Source organism: Rathayibacter sp. VKM Ac-2926, from assembly GCF_022815565.1.
In the GTDB taxonomy this organism is placed as follows: domain Bacteria; phylum Actinomycetota; class Actinomycetes; order Actinomycetales; family Microbacteriaceae; genus Rathayibacter; species Rathayibacter festucae.
On sequence record NZ_JALGRS010000019.1, the window covers coordinates 1 to 24,462 of the forward strand.

Genomic DNA, 24,462 nt, shown 5'->3' on the forward strand with positions numbered 1-24,462 from the left:
ACCACAACGAGCCAGCCACAAGATCCTTTCCCCGCCCTGCACTGGCGCCGAAGGCGCCCCCTCCGCTCGATACGCCCTCTCCGAGGGCTACTCGATCAGCATGGAAACTGCGCGCGTCGCAGACGCGCTCCTCATCCCTGCTGGTCGAGGGAAGCGGCGTCTCGGGACCCGCCTAGCCGAAGAGCTCGCCCGGATTCGTCACGCGCCAGCCGAACCCCGGGTCCTCGATCGTCCCGTCCGCGACGAGCGGCACCGGGTACGCCTGCCCGTTGACGGCGACGTTCACGGTCCCGACCTCCTGCCCGTCCGCGACGACCTCCACCGGATCGAGCGACACGCTCGTGGTGACCGTGGTCGCGCCCCAGACCAGGAGCGACTGCGCCTCGCTGCTCTCCGCCACCGCCGACTCGCCCCAGGCGCTGGTGTAGCTGCCGAAGTCCTGCCCCTCCTCGGTCAGCGTCACCGTCCGGAAGCCCGCCTCGACGGTCGGGATCAGCGTCAGGACGTCCGACGCGAGCTGCGGATGCGTCCGCGCCCCCACCACGACGCCGACCATCGTGACCGGCCGTCCCTCGACCGTGGTGTCGAGCGAGAACAGCAGGCACGCGCCGGCCTCGTCGGTCGTGCCCGTCTTGATCCCGTCCACCCCGGCCTGCCCGAGCAGCTTGTTGGTGTTCTCGACGGTCCCCACTCCCGGGATCACCGCGGACGGCAGGGCGACGATCGGCGCGAGCACCGGATCGCCGATCAGCAGCTCGCCGAGCACCACCATCTCGAGGGTCGTGCTGACGGTCGCCGGCGACAGCCCGCTGGTGTCCGCCACTACGGTGCCGGTGAGTCCGCGCTCGTCCAGCCAGGTGCGGGCGGCGGCGAGGTAGCCCTCCTCCGAGCCGAAGGCCCAGACGGCGAGCGACTTCGCGTAGTTGTTGGCCGAGGGCAGCATCAGCACGGTCAGCGCCTCGCGCTCCGTGAGCTCCAGCCCGGCCGAGACCGGCGCGACCGAGCCGTTCTCGGCGACGGAGTCGTTGTAGTAGCCGACGTCCGTGCTCGTGAACGCGATCGTCTCGCCGTCGGTCCCCTCCGCGATCGGCTTCGCCGACAGCACCACCAGCGCCGTCACCACCTTCGCGATGCTGCCGATCGGCAGCTGCCCGGTCGAGCCGTAGGTGGAGAGCATCCCGCCGTCCGCCGGCCCCTGCACGCCCACCGCCGAGATCGCCCCGGCGCCGTACGACGGCCACGCGACCGCGGGCGCGTCGATCACCGTGGGCGGCGTCTCCTGCACGACGGCCGTCGCGACCGGCAGCTCGGCCCCTGCCGCGTTCGCGGCGTAGGCACCGCTCGCGCTGATGAGCACGGCCGCCAGAACGACGCCGATGACCGCGAGCGGACGCGGGCGGCGGCGCCGGGGTGCCTCGGGCGCGGGCGCAGGCGTGACGCTGCCCACGACGTCGATCGGCGAGCGGTCGGGGCGCGTCGGAGAAGTCACCCGGTCATCGTAGGCGGACCCCCGCCGGACACCGCGGAGGCGGCGCGGGGCGGCCGCCCGCCGTTCCGCGCCGCCTGTCCGGAGCAGACGGCTCAGCGCAGTCGGCTCAGCGACCCCGCGTCAGCGCCCAGAGCGCGACGGCGCTCGCCGAGGCCACGTTCAGCGAGTCGACCCCGTGCAGCATCGGGATGGTCACCACGGTGTCGGCCGCGTCGAGCGCCGCCCGGCTCAGCCCGTCGCCCTCGGCGCCCAGCACGATCGCGACGCGCTCGGGCCGGTCGGCCGCGTACTCGTCCAGCGGCACCGCGTCGGGCGCGAGCGCCAGGGCGGCGACCGAGAACCCCGCGGCGAGCAGCTCGGCCCGCGCCGGCCCCCACTCCGGGATCCGCGTCCACGGCACCTGCAGCACCGTGCCCATGCTCACCCGCACGCTCCGCCGGTAGAGCGGGTCCGCGCAGCGCGGGCTCACCAGCACCGCATCCGCCCCCATCCCGGCCGCCGCGCGGAAGACGGCGCCGACGTTGGTGTGGTCGACGAGGTCCTCGAGGATGACGACGAGCCGCGCGTCCTCGAGCAGCGACGCCATCGACGGCAGCTCCGGACGCCGCATCGACGCGAGCGCCCCACGGTGCAGGTGGAACCCGGTCAGCTCCTCGATCATCGCGTCCGGCCCGACGAACACCGGCACGTCCGGGAAGCGCTCGAGCACCTCCGCCGCGTCCGGCAGCCGCTTCTCCTGCACCAGCACCGACTTCGGCACGTGCCCGGCGTCGAGCGCGCGGACGATCACCTTCGACGACTCCGCGATGTAGAGGCCGCCCTCGGGCTCGAGCACCCGGCGCAGCGCCACGTCGGTCAGGCGGTGGTAGTCGGCCAGGAGCGGGTGGTCGAGGTCCTCGATGTGCACGATCGGCATCCCGGAACCCTAGGGCACGGCGCGGTCTAAACTGGCCGATGGAGTGCCCGCGTGCGCGGGTGTCCGAGGGAGGCGTGGATGGAGTCGGGTCCGACACCGATCGCCGACGGCAGCAGTGCCGATCAGGCCGACGAGCAGCGGGCCGACCTGCAGCGGGCCGATCTGCAGCGGGCCGATCTGCAGCGGGCCGATGAGCAGCGCTCCGCCGCCCTCGATCGCACCGTCGAGCTCCTGGCCGGCCGCCGCATCGCCGCCGTCACCGGCGCGGGCGTGAGCACCGACTCCGGCATCCCCGACTACCGCGGCGCGGGAGCCCCCGTCCGCAGCCCGATGACCTACTCCCAGTTCGTCGCCGACCCCGACTACCGCCGCCGCTACTGGGCCGGCAGCCAGCTCGGCTGGCGCCGCTTCACCGCCACGCTGCCGAACGACGGCCACCGCGCCCTCGCGCGGCTCGAGGAGCGCGGCTTGCTCACCGGTGTCGTCACCCAGAACGTGGACGGCCTGCACGTGCGCGCCGGCTCGCAGCGCGTCGTCGACCTGCACGGCTCCGCCGACCGCGTCCGCTGCATGACCTGCGGCCAGTACTTCGCCCGCGACGCGATCGCCGAGCGCATCGAGGCGCTCAACCCCTGGCTCGACGACCCCGACATCTCCTCGCTCAACCCCGACGGCGACGCCGAGGTGCACGACGTCTCGGCGATGACCGTCCCGGAGTGCACGGTCTGCGGCGGGATCCTCAAGCCCGACATCGTCTTCTTCGGCGAGTTCATCCCGACCGAGCGGTTCGAGGAGGCGCGCGCCATCGTCGCGGGCGCCGACGCGCTGCTCGTGGCCGGCTCGTCCCTCGTCGTCAACTCCGGCATCCGCTTCCTCGAGATCGCCCGGCGCGCGAAGATGCCGATCGTCATCGTCAACCGCGGCACCACCAAGGGCGACTCGCGGGCCGGCATCAAGATCGACGGCGGCACGAGCGAGGTCCTCCGCGCCCTCGCCGAGCGCCTCCCGTCGCGCTGACCCACCGCTCCCCCACCACCCGAGAGGCCCTCGTGACCCAGCTCACCCTCGTCCGGCACGGCCAGACCGACTGGAACGCCGCCCGCCGCATCCAGGGCGCGAGCGACATCCCGCTGAACGACACCGGCCGCTCGCAGGCCCGGGCCGCCGCCCGGCTGCTGCGCGAGCGCGACTGGGACGTCGTAGTCGCCAGCCCGCTGCAGCGCGCGCACGAGACCGGGGCGATCATCGCCCGTGGTCTCGGCCTGCCCGAGCCCGAGGTCGTCGAGGGCGTCGCCGAGCGCGCCTACGGCGAGGCGGAGGGCATGACCGGCGACGAGCTCCGCGAGCTCTTCCCCGGCGGCATCGAGGGCGCCCGCATCCCCGGCTGCGAGACCCGCGCCCAGGTCGTCGAGCGCGCCACCGCCGCGCTGCTCGAGATCGCCGAGCGCTTCCCGGAGCAGCGCGTGATCGTCGCGACGCACGGCGCCGTCATCGGCAGCCTGCTCCGCGCCCTCAGCGAGGACGAGCTGCCGGCCCAGGGCACCACGGTCGGCAACGGCTCGCGGCACGACTTCGCGATCGTCGACGGCTCCCTGCAGATCGTCGCGGTCGACGACTCCGGCGACGTCGTCGTCGTCGACGCCGATCTGCAGTCCGACCTGGACGACGTGCTCAGCCCGAGCGCCTCCGCCTGACGCCCGGCCCGGCGCCGCTCAGCGCCCGACGCTCGTCAGCAGCTCCAGCAGCACCCGCGCGGAGTCGCGCCACGAGTACGCCGCCGCCCGCTCCCGCGCCTTCGCCGACAGCTCCCGCCAGCGCTCCGGGTCCTCGAGCGAGCGCACGCCCTCGGCGATCCCCTTCGCGCTCGAGGGATCCACGTAGACGGCCGCGTCACCGCCGATCTCGCGGAAGATCGGGATGTCGCTGACGACGACCGGGGTGCCGAGCGCCATCGCCTCGACCAGCGGGATGCCGAAGCCCTCGTCCCGGCTCGCGGTCACCAGTGCCGTGGCACGCGCGAGCGCCTCGCCGTAGGAGGCGTCGTCCGCCCCCTGGTGGAAGATCAGCTTCGCCGTCGGCGCGAGCGAGCGGAGGGTCTCCACCGTCTCGTCGCTCGCCCGGCTCATCAGGTGCAGCTCGTAGTCGGGCAGCAGCCGCATCGCCCGCGCCAGCGACTCCACGTTCTTGTAGGGCATGAACGAGCCCATGTAGACGAGCGAGCGCGCGTCCGAGCGGTCCGGCAGCGCCGCCGCGAGGGCCGCGCTCGCCTCGTCCGGAGCGGTCGCCGCGTTCGGCACCACGACGACCGGCCGGGTCGTCAGCCGGTGCGTGCGGAGCAGCCCGCGGGTCGTCTCGGACACCGTCACGATCGCGTCGGCGCGCTGCAGCAGGCGCCGCTGCGGCCACCAGGCCAGGTGGTAGAGCCGCCAGAGCCCGCGCACCGGCAGCGGAAGATCGCGCGGCGGCGTGCGGTGGCGGTAGTAGATCAGGTCGTGCACCGTGAGCACGAGCTTGTAGCGCCGCCCGAGCGAGCCCATCGTCTGCATCGGCGAGAAGACGACGTCGGGCCGCAGCCGGTTCACCAGCAGCGCCACGAACGGCTCGAACGGTCCGGTCGGCGAGGTGACCTTCTCCCACGGCAGATCCGGCAGCATCGCCCGCTGCCGGCGGTCGCTGATCAGCATCGTCACGTCGTGCAGCTTCGCCAGCTCGGCCACGATCTCCGCGGTGTAGCGGCTGATGCCGTCGTGGCGCTCGAGCCGGGTGTACCGGCAGTCGACGACGATCCTCATCGGTCGATCCCCTCGTCCAGGGCCGCGCGGAGGACGGCGGCCGCCTCGTCCGGCGTCTCGTAGTGGATGAGGTGCCCGACCCCGTCGATCACGTGCAGGCGGGCGTGCGGCAGCGCCTCGAGCAGGCGGTACTGGGCGGCGAGCGGCGTGATGTCGTCCTGCGCCGCGGCGATCAGCAGCGTCGGCACCGCGATCCGCGCGGCGTACTCGCTGACGTCGTGCGAGACCGAGGCGCAGAACGCCTCCAGCACCGTGTCGCGCGAGGCGAAGGCGCTGAAGTAGCGGTCGTGCTGGTCGTGCACGAAGCGGCGCAGCGGCCCGTCCTTGGTCTTCACCATCGCGAGGCTCATCACCCGCACGATCAGCGGATCGCCGAGCAGGCGCAGCCCGAGCGGGCGGGGCAGCACCGCGCCGAGGCGGTAGTAGAGCACCGCCAGCCGGGTCAGCACGCCACGGGGCCCCGCGAGGGCGGGCGCGGCGATCGGATTGACGAGCACCAGCAGCGGAGTCTCCAGCCCGCCCGCGACGGCCGCCGCGGAGACGATCGAGCCGAACGAGTGCCCGAGCACGACCGCGCTCCCGCGCAGCCCGAGCGCGTCCAGGAACTCGCCGAGCCAGGCCGCGTAGCCGTCGACGTCGTGCGCGTGCGCCGTCATCGGCGGCGACGCGCCGAAGCCGGGCAGGTCGGGCGCGATGACGCGGGCGTCCGCGCCGCCCGCGAGCAGCCGCGCGATCACCGGCTCCAGCCCGTGGTGCTCGCCGCGGAATCCGTGCACCAGGACCAGCACGGTCCCGGCGTCGGGGTCGCCGTAGCTCCAGTAGGCGGTGGTGGCCCCGGCGACGTCGACGGCGCTCTCGCTGATGGCGAGTCGCCCGAGGTCGGCGGCGTAGGGGGAGGCTATGGTCATGACGGTCCCCATCGTAGGGAAAGCCCGTCGAACTTCCCGCCGCAACGCCTTGCGGGCCCTCGATCCGAGCCGCAAGCATGAAGGCGCGTCCGCACGCGACGCACCGCCCGTCCCCCGTCCTCCGCTCCGATCCCGGCGCGGCGCCGGTCATCCGCTCAGGCAGCAGCAGAAGGAGCACCGTGAGCTTCACGTCCCCGATCCAACTCCCCGGGCTCGCCCTCGATCCGCAGTGGTACCGCAGGGCCGTGTTCTACGAGGTCATGATCCGGTCGTACTACGACTCGAACGGAGACGGCGCCGGCGACATCAACGGCCTGGCGTCCAAGCTCGACTACCTGCAGTGGCTCGGCATCGACGCGCTCTGGCTGCCGCCCTTCTACATGTCGCCTCTGCGCGACGGCGGCTACGACGTCTCCGACTTCAAGGCGATCCTCCCCGAGTTCGGCACCATGGAGGACTTCCGCGAGCTGGTCCGCAAGGCCCACGAGCGCAACATGCGCATCGTGATGGACTTCCCGCTCAACCACACCAGCGACCAGCACGAGTGGTTCCAGCAGTCGCGCTCCGACCCCGAGGGTCCCTACGGCGACTTCTACGTCTGGAACGACACCGACGACAAGTACCCGGACATCCGGATCATCTTCGTCGACACCGAGGACTCCAACTGGGCCTTCGACGCCGAGCGCCGCCAGTTCTACTTCCACCGCTTCTTCTCGCACCAGCCCGACCTCAACTTCGAGAACCCGGCCGTCCACGAGGCGATCCATGACGTCGTCAAGTTCTGGCTCGACCTGGGCGTCGACGGCATCCGGCTCGACGCGATCCCCTACCTCTACGAGTCCGACGAGGGCAACGGCGAGGGCGAGCCGCCCACGCACGACTTCATCAAGAACCTGCGCACGATGGTCGACCGCGACTACCCCGGCCGCATCCTGATCGCCGAGGCGAACCAGTGGCCGCGCGAGGTCGCCGCGTTCTTCGGCACGGAGGAGGAGCCGGAGTGCCACATGGCCTTCGACTTCCCGGTCATGCCGCGCATCTTCTACTCCCTCCGCGCGCAGACCGCGAACGAGCTGAAGAAGGTGCTCTCCGAGACCTTCGACATCCCCTCGGGCGCCGCCTGGGGCGTCTTCCTGCGCAACCACGACGAGCTCACCCTCGAGATGGTCTCCGAGGAGTACCGCCAGGCGATGTACGGCTGGTACGCCTACGACCCGCGGATGCGCTCCAACATCGGCATCCGCCGCCGGCTGGCGCCGCTGCTCGACAACTCGCGCGCCGAGCTCGAGATGATCAACGCCCTGCTCTTCTCGCTCGCCGGCAGCCCGTTCCTCTACTACGGGGACGAGATCGGGATGGGCGACAACATCTGGCTGAACGACCGCGACGCCTCGCGCACCCCGATGCAGTGGACCCCGGACCGCAACGCCGGCTTCTCGGCCGCCGACCCGGGCAAGCTCGTGCAGCCGATCGTGCAGTCGCTCGTCTACCACTACAACCAGGTCAATGTGGAGGCGCAGCTCGCCCAGTCGCGCTCGCTGCTGCACTGGATGCGGAACGTCCTGCACGTGCGCCGCGGCCACCCGGCCTTCGGCCTCGGCTCGATGCGCGTCCTCGAGACCGACCACGAGTCGGTGCTCGCCTTCGTCCGCGACTACGCCGGCTCCGGCACCGCGATGGGCGACCAGCCGGAGGAGGTGCTCTGCGTCTTCAGCTTCAACCACAACCCGGTCTCGGTGACGATCACCGACCCCGAGAACCCCGGCTCGACGCTGACCGACCTCTTCGGCGGCGGCCGCTTCCCCGGCTTCTCCGAGGACGGCTCGCTGACGATGACGCTCGGCACCCAGGGCTTCTTCTGGCTGCACGTCGCGAAGGCGGGCCAGACCCGCGAGGGACTCACCCGCTGACCCGGGCTTCGCCCGCTCGACCGCGCAGCACGCCGCGGGGCCTCCCGACGATGTCGGAGGCCCCGCCTAGGCTGTCGGCGTGAGCACCACCGAGACGAACCAGGCACCGACGCTCTTCGACGAGAGCCTCCTCGACGAAGCCGGGTCCACCGGCGGGTCCGCAGGTTCGTCGGAGAGGTCGGAAGGATCCGACGGCGCCCGCTGGTACGACCGTCTCGCCGTCTTCGACCTCGAGACCACCGGCATCGACGTCCGCACCAGCCGCATCGTCACCGCGCACGTCGGCTTCATCGACGCCGACGGCACCCCGGTCGAGGGCACCACCTGGCTCGCGGATCCCGGCGTCGAGATCCCGGCCGGCGCCAGCGCCGTGCACGGCATCAGCACCGAGCACGCCCGCGAGCACGGCCGCCCCGCCGGCGAGGTCGTCGCCGAGGTGTCGGAGGCGCTCCGCTCGCTCCTGGCCCGCGGGATCCCCGTCGTCATCTACAACGCCCCCTACGACCTCTCGCTGCTCGCCTTCGAGGCGCGCCGCTGGGGCGTCCCGGTGCTGATCGACCCGAGTCCCGTCATCGACCCGCTGGTCATCGACAAGGCCCTCGACCGCTACCGCAAGGGCAAGCGCACGCTGGTCCAGGCCGCGCTGCACTACGGCGTCCCGCTGACCGAGGCGCACGACGCCGGCGCCGACGCGATCGCTGCGGGCCGCGTCGCCCAGGCCCTCGGCCGCGCCTTCGCCGAGGAGCTCGGTGGCGGTGCCGAGGCGCTGCACGCCCTGCAGATCGACTGGTGCCGCACCCAGGCCGAGTCGTTCCAGGAGTACATGCGCCGCGTCCGCGACGAGAGCTTCGTCGCCGACGGCGCCTGGCCCGTCCGGCACTGAGCGTCCGGTAGCGACCTCTCGGCACTGCCGTCGCGGCTCAGGTGAGCGTGCGGCCCTCCGCGAGCAGCGCGACGAACTCCGCTATCCGCCGCTCCCGCGCCTCCGGCCGCTTGAGCTGCGACAGCCGGAACAGGAACGCGAAGCGCTTCTGCCCGCCGACCGTCGCGAAGAAGGCGGCGGCCGCCGGATCCGCGGCCAGTGCCGCCGTGAAGTCGTCCGGCACCTCCGCGTCGCGCTGCCGGTAGGCGGCCTCCCAGCGTCCGTCCGCCCGCGCTCGCTCCACCTCGGCGAGCCCGGCCGGCAGCATCCGGCCCTCCTCGAGCAGCCGCGCCACGTGGTCGCGGTTCACCTTCGACCACGGGCTCGCCCGGCGCCGCGGTGTGAACGCCTGCAGCTTGAACTGCTCGTCGAAGGCGCCCGCCTGCCCGTCGATCCAGCCGTGGCAGAGCGCGACGTCGAGCGCCTCCGCGTAGGTGATGCCCGGGTCGACGGCCGCCTTCTTCCGCAGCTTCAACCGCACACCGCCCGGGTCCGGCTCACCGCGGAGGTAGGCGTCCCACTCCTCGGGCGTCGTGAGCGGCAGGATCGGCTTGTCGGCGAAGGACACCATCCCCGGACGCTACCGCCTCTCGGCCCGCCGCGTCACGGGCCCGGAACCCGCGCTCCCGTCACGAGGACATGCGGCGGCCCTCGCGCGCAACCGCTCGACCGCTGCCTCGCGCTGCGCTGGGATCGGAGGACAGCGGGACCACCCGAGTCCCCGGCGAGGAGCAGTCATGCCCACCATCCGCACGGTCACCGTCCTCGGCAGCGGAGTCCTCGGCTCCCAGATCGCGTTCCAGGCCGCCTTCCACGGCTTCGCCGTCACCAGCTACGACGTCACCGACGAGGTGCTCGACGCCGCGCGCGAGCGCTTCCGCGGGCTCGCCGGCGTCTACGAGTCGGCACAGGTCTCCGGAGGGATCTCCGGCGGCGCCGCCGCGGCCCTCGAGTCGCTGCGCCTCACCTCCGACCTCGCCGAGGCCGTCGCCGACGCCGACCTCGTGATCGAGGCCGTCCCCGAGGACCTCGCGCTCAAGCAGGAGCTCTACGGCCGCCTCGGCGCGGTCGCCCCCGAGCGGACGATCTTCGCGACCAACTCCTCGACGCTGCTCCCCAGCGATCTGAAGGAGTCGACCGGCCGCCCCGACCGCTTCCTCGCCCTGCACTACGCCAACCACGTCTGGGTGCAGAACACCGCCGAGATCATGGGCACGGCCGACACCGACCCGGCCGTCGTCGACGCGGTCGTCGCCTTCGCGGTCGAGAGCGGTCTCGAGCCGATCCGCCTGCAGAAGGAGAAGGCCGGCTACCTGCTCAACTCGCTGCTGGTGCCGCTGCTGAACGCCGCGAGCGGCCTCCTGATGGGCGGCTACGCCGACCCCGAGACCATCGACAAGACCTGGCGGATCGGCACCGGCGCCCCGCTCGGCCCCTTACAGATCTTCGACGTCATCGGCCTCAACACCGCCTACCACGTCGCCGTCGCCGCCCCCGACGAGGCCTCCCAGGCCTTCGCCGCCCACCTCAAGACCGAGTACCTCGACCAGGGCAAGCTCGGCACCGCGACGGGCGAGGGCTTCTACCGCTACTGAACCGGCCGACTGCCCGATCAGCAGAGGAAGAGGACTCGCTCCGCGAACTGCATCGCGACTCATGCTGGTCGAGTAGCCGCGCAGCGGCGTATCGAGACCCGGCGACCACCGTGCAGGCGGTGGTGGATCTCGATACGCCCGCTCCGCGGGCTACTCGATCAGCAGGAAGCGGCCGGCTGCCGGGTCGTCCGATCAGCAGAGGGAAGCGGACTCGCTCCGCGAGCTCCATCGCCACTCATGCTGGTCGAGTAGCCCCGCAGGGGCGTGTCGAGACCCGCCCACCCCGATGACGTCGGCCTCTTCCCCGCCCTGCGCTGGCGCCTACGACGAAGGGCCCCCGACCGCGAGGTCGAGGGCCCTTCGGAGGCGGGAGGCCGGACCCTACTTGCCGAAGTTCTTGTAGCGCGAGTTGAACTTCTCGACGCGGCCGGCCGAGTCCATGATGCGCTGCTTGCCCGTGTAGAACGGGTGCGAGGCGGACGAGATCTCGACGTCGATGACGGGGTACGTGACGCCGTCGAGCTCGATCGTCTTGCTGCTGGTCGCCGTCGAGCGGGTGAGGAAGGTCTCACCGGAGGCGAGGTCGCGGAACACGATGGCCTCGTACTTGGGGTGGATGTCGGTCTGCATGATCGTGTCCTGTCGCTTGTGGTCCTGAACCGCGCCTGTCGTCGACGGGTGCGGGTGGATGAGTGGCGGGCGCACCGCGAACGGGCCCGAACCAGCTACCGAGAATAGCAGACGGCCGCCGCCACGGGGAGGTGCGGCACGCGGTCGCGCGAGCCCGTGCTCAGCGGGCGCGGGCCGAGTAGCGCCCGTTCTCGTGCGTCAGCGCGATGTCGAGCCCGAAGGCGTCCGCGAGGGTCGCCTCGTTGAGCGCCTCGGCCAGCGGGCCCGCGGCGACGACGGCGCCGTCGCGCAGCAGCAGCGCGTGCGTGAACCCGGCCGGGATCTCCTCGACGTGGTGGGTCACCATCACGATCGCGGGCGAGGCCGGGTCCTGCGCGAAACCGCCGAGCAGCTGCACGAGCTCCTCGCGGGCGCCGAGGTCGAGGCTGCCGGCCGGCTCGTCGAGCAGCAGCAGCTCGGGGTCGGTCATGATCGCGCGGGCGATCTGGACGCGCTTCTGCTCGCCGTCCGAGAGGGTGCCGAAGGTCCGATCGGCGAGGTGGTCGAGCTTCCACTCCACGAGGACGCGGCGCGCGCGGCGCTCGTCGATCTCGTCGTAGCCCTCGTTCCAGCGCCCGGTGACCGCGTACGCGGCGGTCATCACGACGTCGAGCACCGTCTCGCCCGCGGGCAGGCGGCGCGCCATCGCGGTCGAGGCGTAGCCGATCCGGGGGCGCAACTCGAAGACGTCGACGCGGCCGAGCGTCTCCTCGAGCAGGTGCGCCGAGCCGGTCGACGGATAGTTCTGCGCCGCGGCGATCTGCAGGATCGAGGTCTTCCCGGCTCCGTTGGAGCCGAGGATCACCCAGCGCTCCTCCTCGGACACGGTCCAGTCGACGTGGTCGAGGATCCGCTTGCCGTTCCGGACGAAGGACACATCGACGAACGAGACAACGCTGGGCATGCGGACCAGTCTAAAGGGAGCGGGCGGCGGGCTCAGACGAGCGAGTCGTAGATCGCACGGGTGTCCCGGGCGATCTGCGTCCAGCTGAAGTCGCTCTGCGCCCGGAGGCGGCCGGCCTCGCCCATCCGCTTCGCGGCGGCCGGATCGGCGACGACCTCGGCCATCGCGGCCGCGAGATCGGCGACGTAGCGCTCCGGATCCACCGGCGTGCCGGTGCCGTCCGTCACCTGCTCGATCGGCACGAGCCGCCCGGTGACGCCGTCGACGACGACCTCCGGGATGCCGCCGGTCGCGGTCCCGACGACCGCGGCACCGCACGCCATCGCCTCGAGGTTCACGATGCCCAGCGGCTCGTAGATCGACGGGCAGACGAACGTGGTCGCGGCGGTCAGCACCGCGGAGAGCTGGTGGCGCGGCAGGTGGCGGTCGATCCAGACGACGCCGGTGCGCTCCTGCTGCAGCCCCCGGACGAGCGCGGTGACCTCGGCCATGATCTCGGGGGTGTCCGGGGCGCCGGCGCAGAGCACGAGCTGCACCTCCGGCGGCAGCATCGCGGCCGCGCGCAGCAGGTAGGGCAGCCCCTTCTGCCGGGTGATCCGGCCGACGAAGACGACGGACGGACGCGACGGGTCGATACCCAGCTCGGCGAGGACGGCCTCGTCCTCCACCGGGTGCCACGCGTCGAGGTCGATGCCGTTGTAGACGACGTGCACCTTCGCCGGGTCCAGAGCGGGGTACGAGCGGAGGATGTCGTTCCGCATCCCGCCGGAGACCGCGATCACCGCGTCGGCGCTCTCGTACGCCTCGCGCTCGATCCAGCTCGAGACGCGGTAGCCGCCGCCGAGCTGCTCGGCCTTCCACGGGCGCAGCGGCTCGAGGCTGTGCGCCGAGACGACGTGCGGGATGCCGTGCAGCAGCTGCGCGAGGCGCCCGGCCGCGTTGGCGTACCAGGTGTGCGAGTGCACGAGATCGGCTCCGGCCGCGTCCTGGGCGATCTGGAGATCGACGCCCAGGGTCTGCAGCGCGCCGTTGGCCTGCGCCAGCTCGGCCGGCACCGGGTACGCGAACGCACCCTCCTCGTCCCTCGGCGCGCCGAAGCAGCGCACCACGACCTCGATGTCGTGGCGGAGGGCCTTGGTGAGCTCGGCCACGTGCACACCGGCTCCCCCGTACACCTCGGGCGGATATTCCTTGGTCAGCAGATCGACTCGCACACCCCGAACCGTAGTACAGCGTGATCCCCCGGCGACAGCCGCATCCGCGCGGGTTCGCGGACCTTCGCCAACCCCTACTGTGGAGCCATGCAGTCAAAGAAGATTTTCGGCATCGTCCTCGCGGGTGGCGAAGGCAAGCGGCTCATGCCCCTGACGGCGGACCGGGCCAAGCCCGCGGTGCCGTTCGGCGGGCAGTACCGTCTGATCGACTTCGCGCTGTCCAACCTCATCAACTCGGGTCTGACTCAGATCGTGGTGCTGACGCAGTACAAGTCGCACTCGCTCGACCGCCACGTCTCGCAGACCTGGACGCTCTCGGGGCTGCTCAACTCGTACGTCGCGTCCGTCCCGGCGCAGCAGCGGCTCGGCAAGCGCTGGTTCAGCGGCTCGGCCGACGCGATCCTGCAGAGCCTCAACCTGATCCGCGACGAGAAGCCCGACATCGTCGTCGTGGTCGGCGCGGACCACGTCTACCGCATGGACTTCTCGCAGATGATCGAGGCGCACATCAAGTCGGGCGCTAAGGCGACCGTCGCGGCGATCCGCCAGCCGATCGAGCTCGCCGACCAGTTCGGCGTCATCCAGCTCGCGGGCGACGAGGCCGGCGACGGCATCGTCCCGACCAAGATCGCCGAGTTCCTCGAGAAGCCCAAGGACGCGGTCGGCCTCGCCGACTCCCCGCACGAGGTCCTCGCCTCGATGGGCAACTACGTCTTCGACGCCGACGCACTGATCGACGCGGTCATCCGCGACGGCGAGCTCTCCACCTCCGACCACGACATGGGCGGCGACATCATCCCCGACTTCGTCGCGCGCGGCGAGGCGGGGGTCTACGACCTCAAGCTCAACGAGGTCCCCGGCTCCACCGATCGCGACCGCTACTACTGGCGCGACGTGGGGACGATCGACTCGTTCTTCGAGGCGCACCAGGACCTCATCTCGGCGCTGCCCGTCTTCAACCTCTACAACCAGCAGTGGCCGATCTTCTCGTCGCAGCTCAACTCGCCGCCCGCGAAGATCGTGCGCGACGGCAAGGGCAACCTCGGCACGACCGTCGACTCGGTGGTCTCGCTCGGCACGGTCATCTCCGGAGCCCACATCGAGCGCAGCGTCGTCGGGCCCTGGGCGATCATCGAGTCGAACGCGACGGTCTCCGACTCGGTCGTCTTCGACAAGGTCCGGATCGGCCCGGACGCCGTGGTCGCCCGCGCTATCCTCGACAAGGACGTCGTCGTCGAGCCCGGCGCCCGTGTCGGCGTGGACCACGACCACGACCGCGAGCGCGGGTTCACCGTCACCGAGTCGGGCATCACCGTCGTCGGCAAGGGCGTCGTCGTCCGCCCGTAGCACCCCCGCGGGTCGAGAGCACTGCGCTTCCGCGCGCCGGCCGTGCCGGCGCGCGGACCCGACCGATTGGCCCGTCCTTGAGTGAGCCTCTGCGCACACCCGCCCGCTTCCTGGTCGTCGTCGACGCCGACTCCACGCTGCTGCAGGACGAGGTGATCGAGCTGCTCGCCGCGCACGCTGGCTCCGAGGAGCGCGTCGCCGCGATCACCGAGCGCGCGATGCACGGCGAGATCGACTTCGGCGAGAGCCTGCGCGAGCGCGTCGCCACCCTCGCCGGCGTGCTCGACGACGTCTGCGCCGGAGTGAGCGCCCGCGTCCGGGTCACCCCGGGAGTGGAGGAGCTGATCGCCGGCATCCACGCCGCCGGTGGCCGGATCGGCGTCGTCTCGGGCGGCTTCCACGAGGTGCTCGATCCGGTCGCCGGGGCGCTCGGCCTCGACTTCGTCCGCGCGAACCGGCTCGGCAGCCGCGACGGCCGCCTGACCGGCGCGGTCGAGGGCCCGGTCATCGACGCCGCTGCGAAGGCCGCGGCCCTCTGCGAGTGGGCGGCGGAGTCCGGCGTCCCGCTCCGGCGCGCGATCGCGGTCGGCGACGGCGCGAACGATCTCGAGATGATGCGGGTGGCCGGCCTCTCGGTCGCCTTCAACGCGAAGCCCGTGGTCCGCGAGCGCGCCGACCTCGTCATCGACGGCCTCGACCTCAGCCAGCTGCTGCCGGTCCTCGGCCTGCGCGGCTGACGCCGGTGGGGCGGCGCCTCAGCCGCCCGCCGTCGCGACCAGCGCCGCCGCGCCCAGGGCCAGCGCCCAGCTGACCAGCGAGCCGACCAGGAAGTACTCCGCCTTCGAGCCGCCCTCGCCGTCGCGGGAGATCTCCGGGAAGCGCACGATGCCCTTCGCCGCGAAGACGGCGCCGGCCAGCCCGATCGCTCCGGCGAGGGTGAGCCCGGCCACGAGGAGCCGCTCCAGCGGCCCGATGGCGCGACCGCCGCGCAGATCCGGGACGCGCACCTCCTGGGGCGCCGGCCGGGCGAATCGAGCGCGGAGCGAGAAGCGGCTGCGGGCGGCGACCGGCTGCGGCAGCTCGCGGTAGAGCGCGGCGCGCACGACGACGTTGGCGCTCTCCAGGAGGAAGAGCGCGGCGCCTCCGGCGAGCAGCGCCTGAGCGATCGGCGGCACCGGCCCGGAGCGCCCGAGCTCCGCGTAGGCGTCGACTAGGGGGCCGGCAGCGGGCCCGGCCGCACGATCCAGCACCGAGAGCACGAGGACCGCGACGACCAGGCCGACGGCGGGTCGGAGCCCACCGGGCGGCCGGGTGCCCGCCGCGGTCGTCGTGAGCAGCAGCCAGGCTCCGGAGAGGACCGCGACGATCGCGACCGCGAGCGGCGGAGCCCCGAGGCCGAGCACCGCCGACACCGCTGCGGCCGCCCAGAGCACGACGATCGCGCCGGCGGCGACGGGCCGTCGCAGGTGCGTCCGCGCGAGGTCGGCCAGTCCGACGAGCGCGAGCAGCAGCGCGGTCAGCACGCGTCCGCCAGCAGCCGCGCGCCGGTGAGCAGCGCGCCGGCGCCCGCGCGCTTCAGCGCCTGCGACACCGCCGACTGCGTGATCGACTCCTGCTCGGCCAGGACCTTCTGCGGCAGCCCGCGCGCGGTGCCGAGCACGAGCCGCCGGTCGCGGTCGCTCATCTCGCCGACGAGGGCGTCGCGGGCGAGGAGGTAGGCGTTCACCGCGGCCTCCTGCGCGCCCGGAGCGTCCGAAGCGATGAACCAGCCCCGTGCGGTGGGCACCGCGCCGTCCTCGAGGGCGTGCGCCCGCTCGATGGCCGCTCGCGCGCGCCACCAGCCGGGCCCGTCCTGCAGGTCACCGGCGATGCCCGAGCCGACCACCCTGATCTCGCCGCGACCGAGGCCGACCCGGCAGTCCACCCCGGGCGGCAGCGCCAGGCGAGCCTGGAGCGTCGCCCCGAGGGCCGCGGAGACGGAGGCATAGACCGCCTGGAACTCGTCCCCGACCGTCGGGTGCAGCGGTTCGAGTGCCGGGACCGCCCCGTCGATCGCCGCGAAGCCGCGCTCGATCTCGCGCTGCACGGAGGACCGGGCAGTGATCTCCCGGGAGTCGACCAGGTCGAGCAGCACCGCGACGACGAGGGGTTCGGTCATCGCATAAGCCTACAGCTGATATCCGTCAGATATAAGCTCTCAGCTGATACGGTCAGTGACCCATCCCGAGGCCGCCGTCGACGGGGATGACGGCGCCGGAGATGTAGTCCGCCTCGTCGCTCGCCAGCCAGCGGGTGACCTTCGCGACCTCGGCGGCCGTGCCGTAGCGGGCCAGCGGGATGCTCTTGCGGTACTCCGCCTGCTGCTCCGCCGGGAGCTCCGCCGTCATGTCGGTCTCGATGAACCCGGGTGCGACGACGTTCGCCGTGATGTTGCGGGCACCGAGCTCGCGGGTCAGCGACCGGGCGAAGCCGACCAGCGCGGCCTTCGACGAGGAGTAGTTGATCTGGCCCGGTCCGCCGTAGAGGCCGACGACGCTCGAGATCAGAACGATGCGGCCGAACTTCTGCTTCAGCATCGCCTTCGACGCCCGCTTGACGACCCGGAAGGCTCCGGTGAGGTTGGTGTCGATCACGGAGGTGAAGTCCTCCTCCGACATGCGCAGCAGCAGCATGTCGCGGGTGATGCCGGCGTTCGCGACGACGACCTCGACGGGGCCGAGCTCGGCCTCGATCTGCGAGAAGGCGGCGTCGACGGACGCGGAGTCGGTGACGTCGGCGACGACGGTGAAGGAGCCCTCGGGGCCCGAGCCGGAGCGGGCGGTGACCGCGACCCGGTGACCGGCCGCCACGAACTCCTCGGCGATGGCGTAGCCGATCCCCCGGTTGCCCCCCGTGACGAGAACGGTGCGCGGCGTGGTCATGGTGTCCCTCTCCGCCGGTGCGCGGGCGGCTCCGGACGACCCGTACATCTTAGAGGCGCTCGGCGCAACACATCCGCGGATAGGGCCGTCTCAGCCTTCGCTTGGCGCGCACGACGTAGTCTTGTCGGGCTGTGAAATCACGCGAATCGCTCACCTCCCTCCCGCCGTCGCCCAGTGCCGCGCGTCGCTCCCGCGCGATCAAGTACTCCATCGCCATGGGCATCAGGATGGTCTGCGTGATCTGCCTGATCTTCGCCCAGGGCTGGTGGCTGCTCTTCTTCGCCCTCGGCGCGATCGTGCTCCCCTACTTCGCCGTCGTGCTCGCCAACGTCGGCAGCGCCGGTGAGAGCGGAACGGTCGAGCGTCCCGGCGCGATCGTGCTGTCCCGGCCGGTGCCGCCCTACGTGCCGCCCACGGCGGACGACGCGGCGCCCTCCGCCGACGCGCCCGAGGGCGGCGACCCGACCGAGGGACGACGGTGATCCCGCTCGGCGGCGTGCCCGATCAGCACGCCTGCTCGCGCGCCGGCTGCGCGCTGACCGCGACCTGGGCGATCGAGTGGCGGAATCCGCGCATCCACACGGCGGACCGCCGGAAGACCTGGCTCGCCTGCGGGGAGCACCTCGACTACCTGCGCGAGTTCCTCGCGGCGCGGGAGTTCCCGCTCGAGGTGAAGCCGCTGCTGACGGTGGACCGCGGAGCCGCCCTGTGAGCGCGACGGCGACGCGGCCGTCCTGGCGCTTCGCCTTCTCGCGCCGCTGGTTCGGCTACCTGGCCCTCACGATCGTCTTCGCCGTCGCCTGCGTGCTGCTCTCGCGCTGGCAGGTCGCGCGGCTCGACGAGGCGGCGAGCACCAACCGGCTCGTCACCGCCAACTGGAACGCGGACCCCGTCGCGCTCGACGGGCTGCTCCCCGAGGGAGCGAGCTGGGACGACGCGCTCGAGTACCGGCCCGTCGAGGTCAGCGGCGTCTACGAGACCGACGGCGAGACGCTCGTCCGCAACCGGCCGTACAACGGCAATCCCGGCTTCGAGATCCTCACCCCGCTGCGCCTTGCGGACGGCAGCGTCTTCGTCGTCGATCGCGGCTGGGTCCCGGTCGGCTCCACCCAGGACTCCCCCGACGTCGTCCCGGCCCCGCCCGAGGGCGAGGTCACGGTGACGGCGCGGCTCAAGCCCGGCGAGGGCCGCATCGAGGGCCGCGGTGCCCCTGCCGGCCAGATCGCCACGATCCAGCTCGACGACCTCTCCGCCCAGCTCGACGAGCCGCTGCGCACCGCGGGCTACGGGCTGCTGGTCCAGGAGGACCCGGCTCCGATCGAGGAGCGGCCCCTCGCCGCGATCAAGCCGGTCGCCGACGAGGGCCTGCACATCAGCTACGCGATCCAGTGGGTGCTCTTCGCGATCATGGGCTTCGGCGGTCTCGCCTGGGCGATCCGGCACGAGTACCGGATCCGCAACGCCGACGACCCCGAGGTCATCGCCGCCGAGGAGCGCCGCGAGCAGCGCCGCCTCCGCCGCGGCCGCACCGACGCCGAGATCGAGGACGAACTGCTCGACGCCCGCTGACCGAGCAGGATCCACCGAGATGACGCCCGCCCGCATGCATGCTGGTCGCGTAGCCGCGGCACGCGGTGTATCGGGACCCACATGAGCCACATGCTGGTCGAGTAGCCGCGGCACGCGGCGTATCGAGACCCACGGCGCCGGGACTCGGGGATCCCTGGTCGCCGAGGATCAGGCCAGCATGATCAGGTCGAGGTAGTCCGCGGTCCAGTGGTCCTCGGTGCCCTCGGGCATGATCAGCACGCGCTCGGGGTTGAGCGCCTCCACCGCCCCCTCGTCGTGGCTGACCAGGACGACCGCGCCCTCGTAGTGCGCGAGCGCGTCGAGGATCTCCTCGCGGCTGGCCGGGTCCAGGTTGTTGGTGGGCTCGTCCAGCAGCAGCACGTTGGCGCCCGAGACGACGATCATCGCCAGAGCGAGGCGGGTCTTCTCGCCGCCGGAGAGGACGCCGGCCGGCTTGTGCGAGTCGTCGCCGGTGAAGAGGAACGAGCCCAGCACGCGGCGGGCCTCGGTCTCGGTGAGGTTCGGGCTCGAGGAGACCATGTTCTCCAGCACCGAGCGCTTGACGTCGATCGTCTCGTGCTCCTGGGCGTAGTAGCCGATGCGCAGCCCGTGGCCTGCCTCGATCACGCCGGTGTCCGGCGCGTCCACGCCGCCGAGGATGCGCAGCAGAGTCGTCTTGCCCGCACCGTTCAGCCCGAGGATGACCACCTTCGAGCCGCGGTCGATCGCGAGGTCGACGGAGGTGAAGATCTCGAGCGAGCCGTAGCTCTTCGAGAGGTTCTGCGCCTGCAGCGGGGTCCGGCCGCAGGCGGACGGGGTCGGGAAGCGGAGCTTCGCGACGCGGTCCACGGCGCGGACCTCCTCGAGGCCGCTGAGCATCCGCTCGGCGCGCGCGACCATCTGGTGCGCGGCCGCGGCCTTGGACGCCTTCGCGCCGAAGCGCGCGGCCTGCAGCTGCAGTGCCCCGGCCTTCTTCTCGACGTTGACGCGCTCCTTCTTGCGGCGCTCCTCGTCGGCCGCGCGCTGGCGGAGATAGTTCTTCCAGTTCATGTTGTAGACGTCGATGACCTGGCGGTTGGCGTCCAGGTAGAAGACGCGGTTCACGGTCTCGCCGACCAGCTCGATGTCGTGGCTGATCACGATGAAGCCGCCGCGGTAGTTCTTCAGGAACTCGCGGAGCCAGACCACGGAGTCGGCGTCGAGGTGGTTGGTCGGCTCGTCGAGGATGAGCGTCTGCGCGTCGGAGAAGAGGATGCGGGCGAGCTCGATGCGGCGGCGCTGACCGCCCGAGAGCGTCTTCAGCGGCTGGTCGAGGATCCGGTCCGGCAGGTTGAGGTTGCTCGCGATCGACGCCGCCTCGGCCTCCGCCGCGTAGCCGCCGAGCGAGAGGAAGCGGTCGGTCAGGTTGCCGTACTTCTTCATCCCGGCCTCGCTGACGGCCGTGTCGCTGCTCGACATCGCGACGGTGGCCTCCTGCATGCCCAGCACCAGCTGACCGAGGCCGCGGGCGTCGAGGATGCGCGTGCGCGCCAGCTCCTCGGGATCGCCGGAGCGCGGGTCCTGCGGCAGGTAGCCGATCTCGCCGCCGCGGTCGACCGACCCCTTCGCGGCGATGAGGTCGCCGGCGAGGACCTTGGTCAGCGTCGTCTTGCCCGCGCCGTTGCGGCCGACGAGGCCGACCTTGTCGCCGTCGCCGACTCTGAAGGACACGTTCTCCATCAGGAGTCGGGCGCCGACTCGGAGTTCGAGGTCGTGCACGCTGAGCACTGTGCTGTCCGTTCCCGCCAAGAAATGGCGTTCGGTTCGGGAGGTGTGGGGCAAGAGGCCGCGGAGCGGCAGCCCCCTAGTATATTTCCTGAGCCGCGGGGCGGATCCACGTCCGCTCACCGCGGACGCGCTCGCTCCTCGCTCTCGGGCGACACGGTCTTTGGAGAACAGACATGTCCAGCTACTCTCTCGCCCCGTCGCGACCGGTCCTGGCGGACCGGCTGCTCACCCGCTCGCTGGTCACCGATCTGGTGCTCGTCCTCGCCGCCGCCGCGTTCACGGCCGGCATGGCGCAGCTGTACATCCCGATGTGGCCGGTCCCGATCACGGGCCAGACCTTCGCCGTCCTGCTCGTCGGCACCACGCTCGGCGCCCTCCGCGGCGCGCTCTCGATGGGCGTCTACGCGCTCGTCGGCGCCCTCGGCGCCCCGATCTTCACCGAGGGCTCGAGCGGCTGGGCCGTCCTGGCCGGCCCGACGGGCGGCTACATCGTCGGCTTCGTCCTCGCCTCGATCGTCACCGGATGGCTCGCGCAGCGCCAGTGGGACCGCCGCGTCGTCGGCACCGCCGTGACCTTCCTCGCGGGCACCGCCACGATCTACCTGGTCGGACTCCCCTGGCTCGCCACCGCGCTCGGCTCGATGGGCTACCCGGCCGACCTCGGCTCGGTGCTGACCGCCGGCCTCGTGCCCTTCCTCGTCGGCGACACCCTCAAGATCCTGCTGGCCGCCGCGCTCCTGCCCACCACGTGGGCGATGCTCGGCCGCCGCAAGGGCTGACCCGCCCCGCACGCACGACGAAGGGCCCGGAGGATGATCCTCCGGGCCCTTCCCCGTACCTGACGCCGATCGAGCGGCGCGGCTCTAGATCGAGAAGCCGAGGGCGCGCATCATGTCGCGGCCGTCCTCGGTGATCCGGTCCGGACCCCACGGCGGCATCCAGACCCAGTTGATCCGGAACGCCTCCACGACGCCGTCGAGCGACTCCGCGGTCTGCTCCTCGAGCACGTCCGTCAGCGGGCAGCCCGCCGACGTCAGCGTCATGTGGATGACCAGGGCGTCGTTCTCGTCGTCCCAGCCCAGGTCGTAGATGAGGCCGAGGTCGACGACGTTGACGCCGAGCTCGGGGTCCATGACGTCCTTGAGCGCCTCCTCGACCTGGTCGAAGAGCTTCGGGTCGAGCGTGGTGACCGCCATGATCAGGCCGTCGCCGGGGCGAGGAAGCGGTCGTAGCCCTCGTCCTCGAGGCGGGTCGCGAGCTCCTTGCCGCCCTGCTCGGCGATCCGGCCGGCGACGAAGACGTGCACGAAGTCGGGCTGGATGTAGCGCAGGATCCGCGTGTAGTGCGTGATCAGCAGGACGCCGAGGCCGGTCGAGGCGTGGGCGCGGTTGACGCCCTCCGAGACGATCTTGAGCGCGTCGACGTCGAGGCCGGAGTCGGTCTCGTCGAGGACGGCGAACTGCGGGGCGAGCAGCTCGAGCTGGAGGATCTCGTTGCGCTTCTTCTCGCCGCCCGAGAAGCCCTCGTTGACGTTGCGCGCCGCGAAGGACGGATCCATGCGCAGGTCGGCCATGGCCTTCTTGACGTCCTTGGTCCAGGTGCGGATCGCCGGCGCCTCGCCCGCGATCGCGGTCTTGGCCGTGCGGAGGAAGTTGGTGTTGGTCACGCCGGGGATCTCGACCGGGTACTGCATGGCGAGGAAGAGGCCGGCGCGAGCGCGCTCGTCGACGGTCATGTCGAGGACCTCGACGCCGTCGAGGGTGATCGAGCCGCCGTCGACGTGGTACTTCGGGTGGCCCGCGATCGTGTACGCGAGGGTGGACTTGCCGGACCCGTTCGGGCCCATCACGGCGTGGATCTCACCCTGGTTGATGGTGAGGTCGACACCGCGGAGGATCTGCTTGGTCCCCTGCTCGGTCTCGACACTGACGTGGAGATCGCTGATCTGGAGAACGGACATTCAGACTTCCTTCGTGACGGTCGGGTCGATGTAGACGTCGCCGTCGATGACCTCGACGACGAAGACGGGAACCGGCTCGAAGGCCGGCAGGTTCAGGGGGGCGCCGGTGCGCAGCGAGAACGCCGAGCCGTGGGCCCAGCACTCGAGGGTGTCGTCCTCGACGAAGCCCTCGGCGAGGGAGACCTCGCCGTGCGTGCAGGTGTCGCCGATGGCGTGGATCTCGCCGGCCGTGTCCTGCACAATCGCGATGGCGATGCCGTCGACGACGTAGCGGACGGCCTGATTGGGGATCAGCTCCGAGGCGGCGCAGATCTTCGCGGCGTCGCTCATGCGGACACCTCCGGCATGTACGCGCCGGTCTGCCCGGCGCTGCCGGCCAGCTCGGCCTCGATCGCGAGCTGGAGGCGGTCCTCGAGCTCGGTCACGCCGATCTGCTGCACGATCTCGCTGAGGAAGCCGCGGACGACCAGGCGGCGCGCCTCGTCCTCGCGGATGCCGCGCGACTGCAGGTAGAAGAGCTGCTCGTCGTCGAAGCGGCCGGTCGCCGAGGCGTGGCCCGCTCCGGCGATGTCGCCGGTCTCGATCTCGAGGTTCGGGATCGAGTCGGCCCGCGTGCCGTCCGAGAGGACGAGGTTGCGGTTCTGCTCGTAGCTGTCGGTGCCGTTCGCGCTCTGGCGGATCAGCACGTCGCCGATCCAGACCGTCCGCGCGCCCTGGCCCTGCAGCGCGCCCTTGTAGGTGACGCGGCTGCGGGTGTCGGGGGCGTCGTGGTCGACGTAGACCTGCTGCTCGAGGTGCTGGCCGCCGTCGGCGAAGTACAGGCCGAGGAGCTCGCCGTCGGCGCCGCGCTCGACGAGGTGCGCCGAGGGGTTCACCCGGACGATCGAGCCGCCGAGGGTGACGACGATGTGCTTGACCTTCGCGTCGCGGCCGACGCGGAGGAAGTGGTTCGCGAGGTGGCGGGCGTCGTCGGCCCACTCCTGCAGCGTGACGATGGTCAGCTGCGCGCCCTCGCCGACGAGGACCTCGACGTTCTCGGCGAGAGTCGCCTCGCCCTCGTTCTGCAGCACGACGACGCCGCGCGCGTACGGCGCGGCCTCAATGATCGTGTGCGCGGCACGGGGAGCGGAGCCGAGACCGGTGCGGACGAGCGTCGCGACCTTCTCGTCCTCGCCGGTCACCCGGATCGAGAGCGCCTGCTCGAACTGCGACCAGGCGTTCGCGGCGGCGCGGTCCTCGGGGAGGCCGGCGGTGCCGATCCGCGCGTCGTCGCGACCGACCCAGGAGACGTCGACGCCCTCGACCGCCGCCGACTCCAGCGGAGTCGGCGAGCCGTCGAGGGGGCCGTCGATCAGGTCGCCGAGGCGGGCGACCGGGGTCAGCTTCCAGGCGATCTCGCGACCGGTGACCGTCTCGAAGGCGTCGACGTCGGTGGACGCGAAGCGCTCGGAGCGGGTCTGCACGGGCGTGAACGCCCCGTCGGAGTGCGCGGCGATGCCCAGGCGCGCGGCGGCGTCCGCGCCGTCGATCGCAGGGGACGTCGGGGCGCTCGTGGGGACCGTCATCAGGCGGTGGTTCC

Annotated in this window: 27 protein-coding genes; 11 read left to right on the forward strand and 16 right to left on the reverse strand. The window is 71.9% G+C overall.

Annotated elements, in window-relative coordinates:
- Positions 1-172: 172 nt before the first annotated feature.
- Together MT351_RS19005 and MT351_RS19010 are read right to left on the reverse strand one after the other, a co-directional pair.
- On the reverse strand, positions 173-1,489 hold the full coding sequence (locus tag MT351_RS19005) for a D-alanyl-D-alanine carboxypeptidase family protein (RefSeq protein ID WP_243582967.1): 1,317 nt from the start codon (positions 1,487-1,489) through the stop codon (positions 173-175).
- Positions 1,490-1,595: 106 nt separating this feature from the next.
- A complete protein-coding gene (locus tag MT351_RS19010) occupies positions 1,596-2,405 on the reverse strand; it encodes an RNA methyltransferase (protein ID WP_132436227.1) in 810 nt (269 codons plus the stop codon).
- A 78-nt stretch (positions 2,406-2,483) separates the two neighbouring features.
- On the opposite strand from MT351_RS19010, the gene MT351_RS19015 reads away from it, so the two are divergent.
- Complete coding sequence (locus MT351_RS19015) at positions 2,484-3,422, forward strand: Sir2 family NAD-dependent protein deacetylase (RefSeq protein WP_132436228.1); 939 nt, start codon at positions 2,484-2,486, stop codon at positions 3,420-3,422.
- 32 nt (positions 3,423-3,454) lie between these two features.
- Positions 3,455-4,099 carry a histidine phosphatase family protein gene (locus MT351_RS19020; RefSeq protein WP_165909054.1) on the forward strand — a complete coding sequence of 215 codons (645 nt, stop codon included), beginning with the start codon at positions 3,455-3,457 and terminating at the stop codon, positions 4,097-4,099.
- Between the two features lie 18 nt (positions 4,100-4,117).
- On the opposite strand, the gene MT351_RS19025 is transcribed toward MT351_RS19020, so the two are convergent.
- Both MT351_RS19025 and MT351_RS19030 read right to left on the reverse strand, forming a co-directional pair.
- Positions 4,118-5,197 carry a glycosyltransferase family 1 protein gene (locus tag MT351_RS19025; protein WP_132436230.1) on the reverse strand — a complete coding sequence of 360 codons (1,080 nt, stop codon included), beginning with the start codon at positions 5,195-5,197 and terminating at the stop codon, positions 4,118-4,120.
- A complete protein-coding gene (locus tag MT351_RS19030) occupies positions 5,194-6,105 on the reverse strand; it encodes an alpha/beta fold hydrolase (protein WP_132436231.1) in 912 nt (303 codons plus the stop codon). Before MT351_RS19030 ends, MT351_RS19025 begins: the two co-directional genes overlap by 4 nt.
- 179 nt (positions 6,106-6,284) lie before the next feature.
- On the opposite strand from MT351_RS19030, the gene treS reads away from it, so the two are divergent.
- A complete protein-coding gene (treS, locus tag MT351_RS19035) occupies positions 6,285-8,015 on the forward strand; it encodes a maltose alpha-D-glucosyltransferase (RefSeq protein WP_243582968.1) in 1,731 nt (576 codons plus the stop codon).
- Between the two features lie 79 nt (positions 8,016-8,094).
- Positions 8,095-8,898: a 3'-5' exonuclease gene (locus tag MT351_RS19040; protein WP_132436232.1), complete on the forward strand. Its 804-nt coding sequence runs from the start codon at positions 8,095-8,097 to the stop codon at positions 8,896-8,898.
- A 37-nt stretch (positions 8,899-8,935) separates the two neighbouring features.
- On the opposite strand, the gene MT351_RS19045 is transcribed toward MT351_RS19040, so the two are convergent.
- The gene (locus MT351_RS19045; RefSeq protein WP_132436233.1) at positions 8,936-9,508 is read right to left on the reverse strand and encodes a YdeI family protein; all 573 of its coding nucleotides are present in this window, start codon (positions 9,506-9,508) and stop codon (positions 8,936-8,938) included.
- Positions 9,509-9,674: 166 nt separating this feature from the next.
- Here MT351_RS19045 and MT351_RS19050 point away from each other — a divergent pair, with 166 nt between their 5' ends.
- On the forward strand, positions 9,675-10,532 hold the full coding sequence (locus MT351_RS19050; RefSeq protein WP_243582969.1) for a 3-hydroxyacyl-CoA dehydrogenase: 858 nt from the start codon (positions 9,675-9,677) through the stop codon (positions 10,530-10,532).
- A 381-nt stretch (positions 10,533-10,913) separates the two neighbouring features.
- Here MT351_RS19050 and MT351_RS19055 read toward each other — a convergent pair whose 3' ends face one another.
- The 3 genes from MT351_RS19055 to glgA all read right to left on the reverse strand — a co-directional run bounded on the left by MT351_RS19055 (position 10,914) and on the right by glgA (position 13,319).
- On the reverse strand, positions 10,914-11,162 hold the full coding sequence (locus tag MT351_RS19055) for a type B 50S ribosomal protein L31 (RefSeq protein WP_123446296.1): 249 nt from the start codon (positions 11,160-11,162) through the stop codon (positions 10,914-10,916).
- 160 nt (positions 11,163-11,322) lie between these two features.
- Positions 11,323-12,105, reverse strand: coding sequence for an ABC transporter ATP-binding protein (locus MT351_RS19060; RefSeq protein ID WP_132436235.1), 783 nt, complete (start codon positions 12,103-12,105; stop codon positions 11,323-11,325).
- Between the two features lie 32 nt (positions 12,106-12,137).
- Positions 12,138-13,319 carry a glycogen synthase gene (gene glgA, locus MT351_RS19065; RefSeq protein ID WP_123733099.1) on the reverse strand — a complete coding sequence of 394 codons (1,182 nt, stop codon included), beginning with the start codon at positions 13,317-13,319 and terminating at the stop codon, positions 12,138-12,140.
- An 87-nt stretch (positions 13,320-13,406) separates the two neighbouring features.
- On the opposite strand from glgA, the gene MT351_RS19070 reads away from it, so the two are divergent.
- Together MT351_RS19070 and serB are read left to right on the forward strand one after the other, a co-directional pair.
- A complete protein-coding gene (locus MT351_RS19070; RefSeq protein ID WP_132436236.1) occupies positions 13,407-14,666 on the forward strand; it encodes a glucose-1-phosphate adenylyltransferase in 1,260 nt (419 codons plus the stop codon).
- Positions 14,667-14,743: 77 nt separating this feature from the next.
- Positions 14,744-15,403 (forward strand): phosphoserine phosphatase SerB, encoded by a 660-nt coding sequence (gene serB, locus MT351_RS19075; protein ID WP_132436237.1) that lies wholly within the window; start codon positions 14,744-14,746, stop codon positions 15,401-15,403.
- A gap of 18 nt (positions 15,404-15,421) precedes the next feature.
- On the opposite strand, the gene MT351_RS19080 is transcribed toward serB, so the two are convergent.
- The 3 genes from MT351_RS19080 to MT351_RS19090 are packed head-to-tail and all read right to left on the reverse strand — an operon-like array spanning position 15,422 to position 17,587.
- The gene (locus MT351_RS19080) at positions 15,422-16,189 is read right to left on the reverse strand and encodes a hypothetical protein (protein WP_132436238.1); all 768 of its coding nucleotides are present in this window, start codon (positions 16,187-16,189) and stop codon (positions 15,422-15,424) included.
- Positions 16,183-16,824, reverse strand: coding sequence for a SatD family protein (locus MT351_RS19085; protein ID WP_132436239.1), 642 nt, complete (start codon positions 16,822-16,824; stop codon positions 16,183-16,185). Before MT351_RS19085 ends, MT351_RS19080 begins: the two co-directional genes overlap by 7 nt.
- A 52-nt stretch (positions 16,825-16,876) precedes the next feature.
- Positions 16,877-17,587, reverse strand: a complete 711-nt coding sequence (locus tag MT351_RS19090; protein WP_132436240.1) for a beta-ketoacyl-ACP reductase — start codon at positions 17,585-17,587, stop codon at positions 16,877-16,879.
- A gap of 131 nt (positions 17,588-17,718) precedes the next feature.
- Here MT351_RS19090 and MT351_RS19095 point away from each other — a divergent pair, with 131 nt between their 5' ends.
- From MT351_RS19095 to MT351_RS19105, 3 genes are read left to right on the forward strand one after another with little or no spacing between them, the layout of a single operon-like run.
- The gene (locus MT351_RS19095; RefSeq protein ID WP_123735782.1) at positions 17,719-18,069 is read left to right on the forward strand and encodes a DUF3099 domain-containing protein; all 351 of its coding nucleotides are present in this window, start codon (positions 17,719-17,721) and stop codon (positions 18,067-18,069) included.
- Positions 18,066-18,299 (forward strand): hypothetical protein, encoded by a 234-nt coding sequence (locus MT351_RS19100; protein ID WP_243582970.1) that lies wholly within the window; start codon positions 18,066-18,068, stop codon positions 18,297-18,299. The genes MT351_RS19095 and MT351_RS19100 overlap by 4 nt, the downstream gene beginning before the upstream one ends.
- Positions 18,296-19,156, forward strand: a complete 861-nt coding sequence (locus MT351_RS19105) for an SURF1 family protein (RefSeq protein WP_123735783.1) — start codon at positions 18,296-18,298, stop codon at positions 19,154-19,156. The genes MT351_RS19100 and MT351_RS19105 overlap by 4 nt, the downstream gene beginning before the upstream one ends.
- A gap of 168 nt (positions 19,157-19,324) precedes the next feature.
- On the opposite strand, the gene MT351_RS19110 is transcribed toward MT351_RS19105, so the two are convergent.
- Positions 19,325-20,923, reverse strand: a complete 1,599-nt coding sequence (locus MT351_RS19110) for an ABC-F family ATP-binding cassette domain-containing protein (RefSeq protein ID WP_123733093.1) — start codon at positions 20,921-20,923, stop codon at positions 19,325-19,327.
- A gap of 173 nt (positions 20,924-21,096) precedes the next feature.
- Here MT351_RS19110 and MT351_RS19115 point away from each other — a divergent pair, with 173 nt between their 5' ends.
- Positions 21,097-21,702 carry a biotin transporter BioY gene (locus MT351_RS19115; protein ID WP_123735784.1) on the forward strand — a complete coding sequence of 202 codons (606 nt, stop codon included), beginning with the start codon at positions 21,097-21,099 and terminating at the stop codon, positions 21,700-21,702.
- An 84-nt stretch (positions 21,703-21,786) separates the two neighbouring features.
- On the opposite strand, the gene MT351_RS19120 is transcribed toward MT351_RS19115, so the two are convergent.
- Genes MT351_RS19120 through sufD form a run of 4 tightly spaced genes read right to left on the reverse strand, consistent with a single transcriptional unit; the run spans position 21,787 to position 24,448 of the window.
- Positions 21,787-22,119, reverse strand: coding sequence for a metal-sulfur cluster assembly factor (locus tag MT351_RS19120; RefSeq protein ID WP_123446284.1), 333 nt, complete (start codon positions 22,117-22,119; stop codon positions 21,787-21,789).
- A 2-nt stretch (positions 22,120-22,121) separates the two neighbouring features.
- The gene (gene sufC, locus MT351_RS19125; RefSeq protein ID WP_123446283.1) at positions 22,122-22,883 is read right to left on the reverse strand and encodes a Fe-S cluster assembly ATPase SufC; all 762 of its coding nucleotides are present in this window, start codon (positions 22,881-22,883) and stop codon (positions 22,122-22,124) included.
- A complete protein-coding gene (locus tag MT351_RS19130) occupies positions 22,884-23,213 on the reverse strand; it encodes a non-heme iron oxygenase ferredoxin subunit (protein WP_123735785.1) in 330 nt (109 codons plus the stop codon).
- Entirely contained in the window at positions 23,210-24,448 is a 1,239-nt protein-coding gene (gene sufD, locus MT351_RS19135; protein ID WP_123735786.1) for a Fe-S cluster assembly protein SufD, read from the reverse strand. The genes MT351_RS19130 and sufD overlap by 4 nt, the downstream gene beginning before the upstream one ends.
- Positions 24,449-24,462 lie beyond the last annotated feature (14 nt).

What these genes read in the sequence shown, in the direction of transcription:
- MT351_RS19045 (WP_132436233.1), bottom strand. Translation starts at nt 9,508, where the DNA reads ATGGTGTCCTTCGCCGACAAGCCGATCCTGCCGCTCACGACGCCCGAG.
- sufD (WP_123735786.1), bottom strand. Translation starts at nt 24,448, where the DNA reads ATGACGGTCCCCACGAGCGCCCCGACGTCCCCTGCGATCGACGGCGCG.
- MT351_RS19050 (WP_243582969.1), top strand. Translation starts at nt 9,675, where the DNA reads ATGCCCACCATCCGCACGGTCACCGTCCTCGGCAGCGGAGTCCTCGGC.
- MT351_RS19085 (WP_132436239.1), bottom strand. Translation starts at nt 16,824, where the DNA reads ATGACCGAACCCCTCGTCGTCGCGGTGCTGCTCGACCTGGTCGACTCC.
- MT351_RS19010 (WP_132436227.1), bottom strand. Translation starts at nt 2,405, where the DNA reads ATGCCGATCGTGCACATCGAGGACCTCGACCACCCGCTCCTGGCCGAC.
- MT351_RS19025 (WP_132436230.1), bottom strand. Translation starts at nt 5,197, where the DNA reads ATGAGGATCGTCGTCGACTGCCGGTACACCCGGCTCGAGCGCCACGAC.
- MT351_RS19015 (WP_132436228.1), top strand. Translation starts at nt 2,484, where the DNA reads ATGGAGTCGGGTCCGACACCGATCGCCGACGGCAGCAGTGCCGATCAG.
- MT351_RS19090 (WP_132436240.1), bottom strand. Translation starts at nt 17,587, where the DNA reads ATGACCACGCCGCGCACCGTTCTCGTCACGGGGGGCAACCGGGGGATC.
- MT351_RS19030 (WP_132436231.1), bottom strand. Translation starts at nt 6,105, where the DNA reads ATGACCATAGCCTCCCCCTACGCCGCCGACCTCGGGCGACTCGCCATC.
- sufC (WP_123446283.1), bottom strand. Translation starts at nt 22,883, where the DNA reads ATGTCCGTTCTCCAGATCAGCGATCTCCACGTCAGTGTCGAGACCGAG.
- MT351_RS19055 (WP_123446296.1), bottom strand. Translation starts at nt 11,162, where the DNA reads ATGCAGACCGACATCCACCCCAAGTACGAGGCCATCGTGTTCCGCGAC.
- MT351_RS19120 (WP_123446284.1), bottom strand. Translation starts at nt 22,119, where the DNA reads ATGGCGGTCACCACGCTCGACCCGAAGCTCTTCGACCAGGTCGAGGAG.
- MT351_RS19070 (WP_132436236.1), top strand. Translation starts at nt 13,407, where the DNA reads ATGCAGTCAAAGAAGATTTTCGGCATCGTCCTCGCGGGTGGCGAAGGC.
- MT351_RS19130 (WP_123735785.1), bottom strand. Translation starts at nt 23,213, where the DNA reads ATGAGCGACGCCGCGAAGATCTGCGCCGCCTCGGAGCTGATCCCCAAT.
- MT351_RS19115 (WP_123735784.1), top strand. Translation starts at nt 21,097, where the DNA reads ATGTCCAGCTACTCTCTCGCCCCGTCGCGACCGGTCCTGGCGGACCGG.
- MT351_RS19060 (WP_132436235.1), bottom strand. Translation starts at nt 12,105, where the DNA reads ATGCCCAGCGTTGTCTCGTTCGTCGATGTGTCCTTCGTCCGGAACGGC.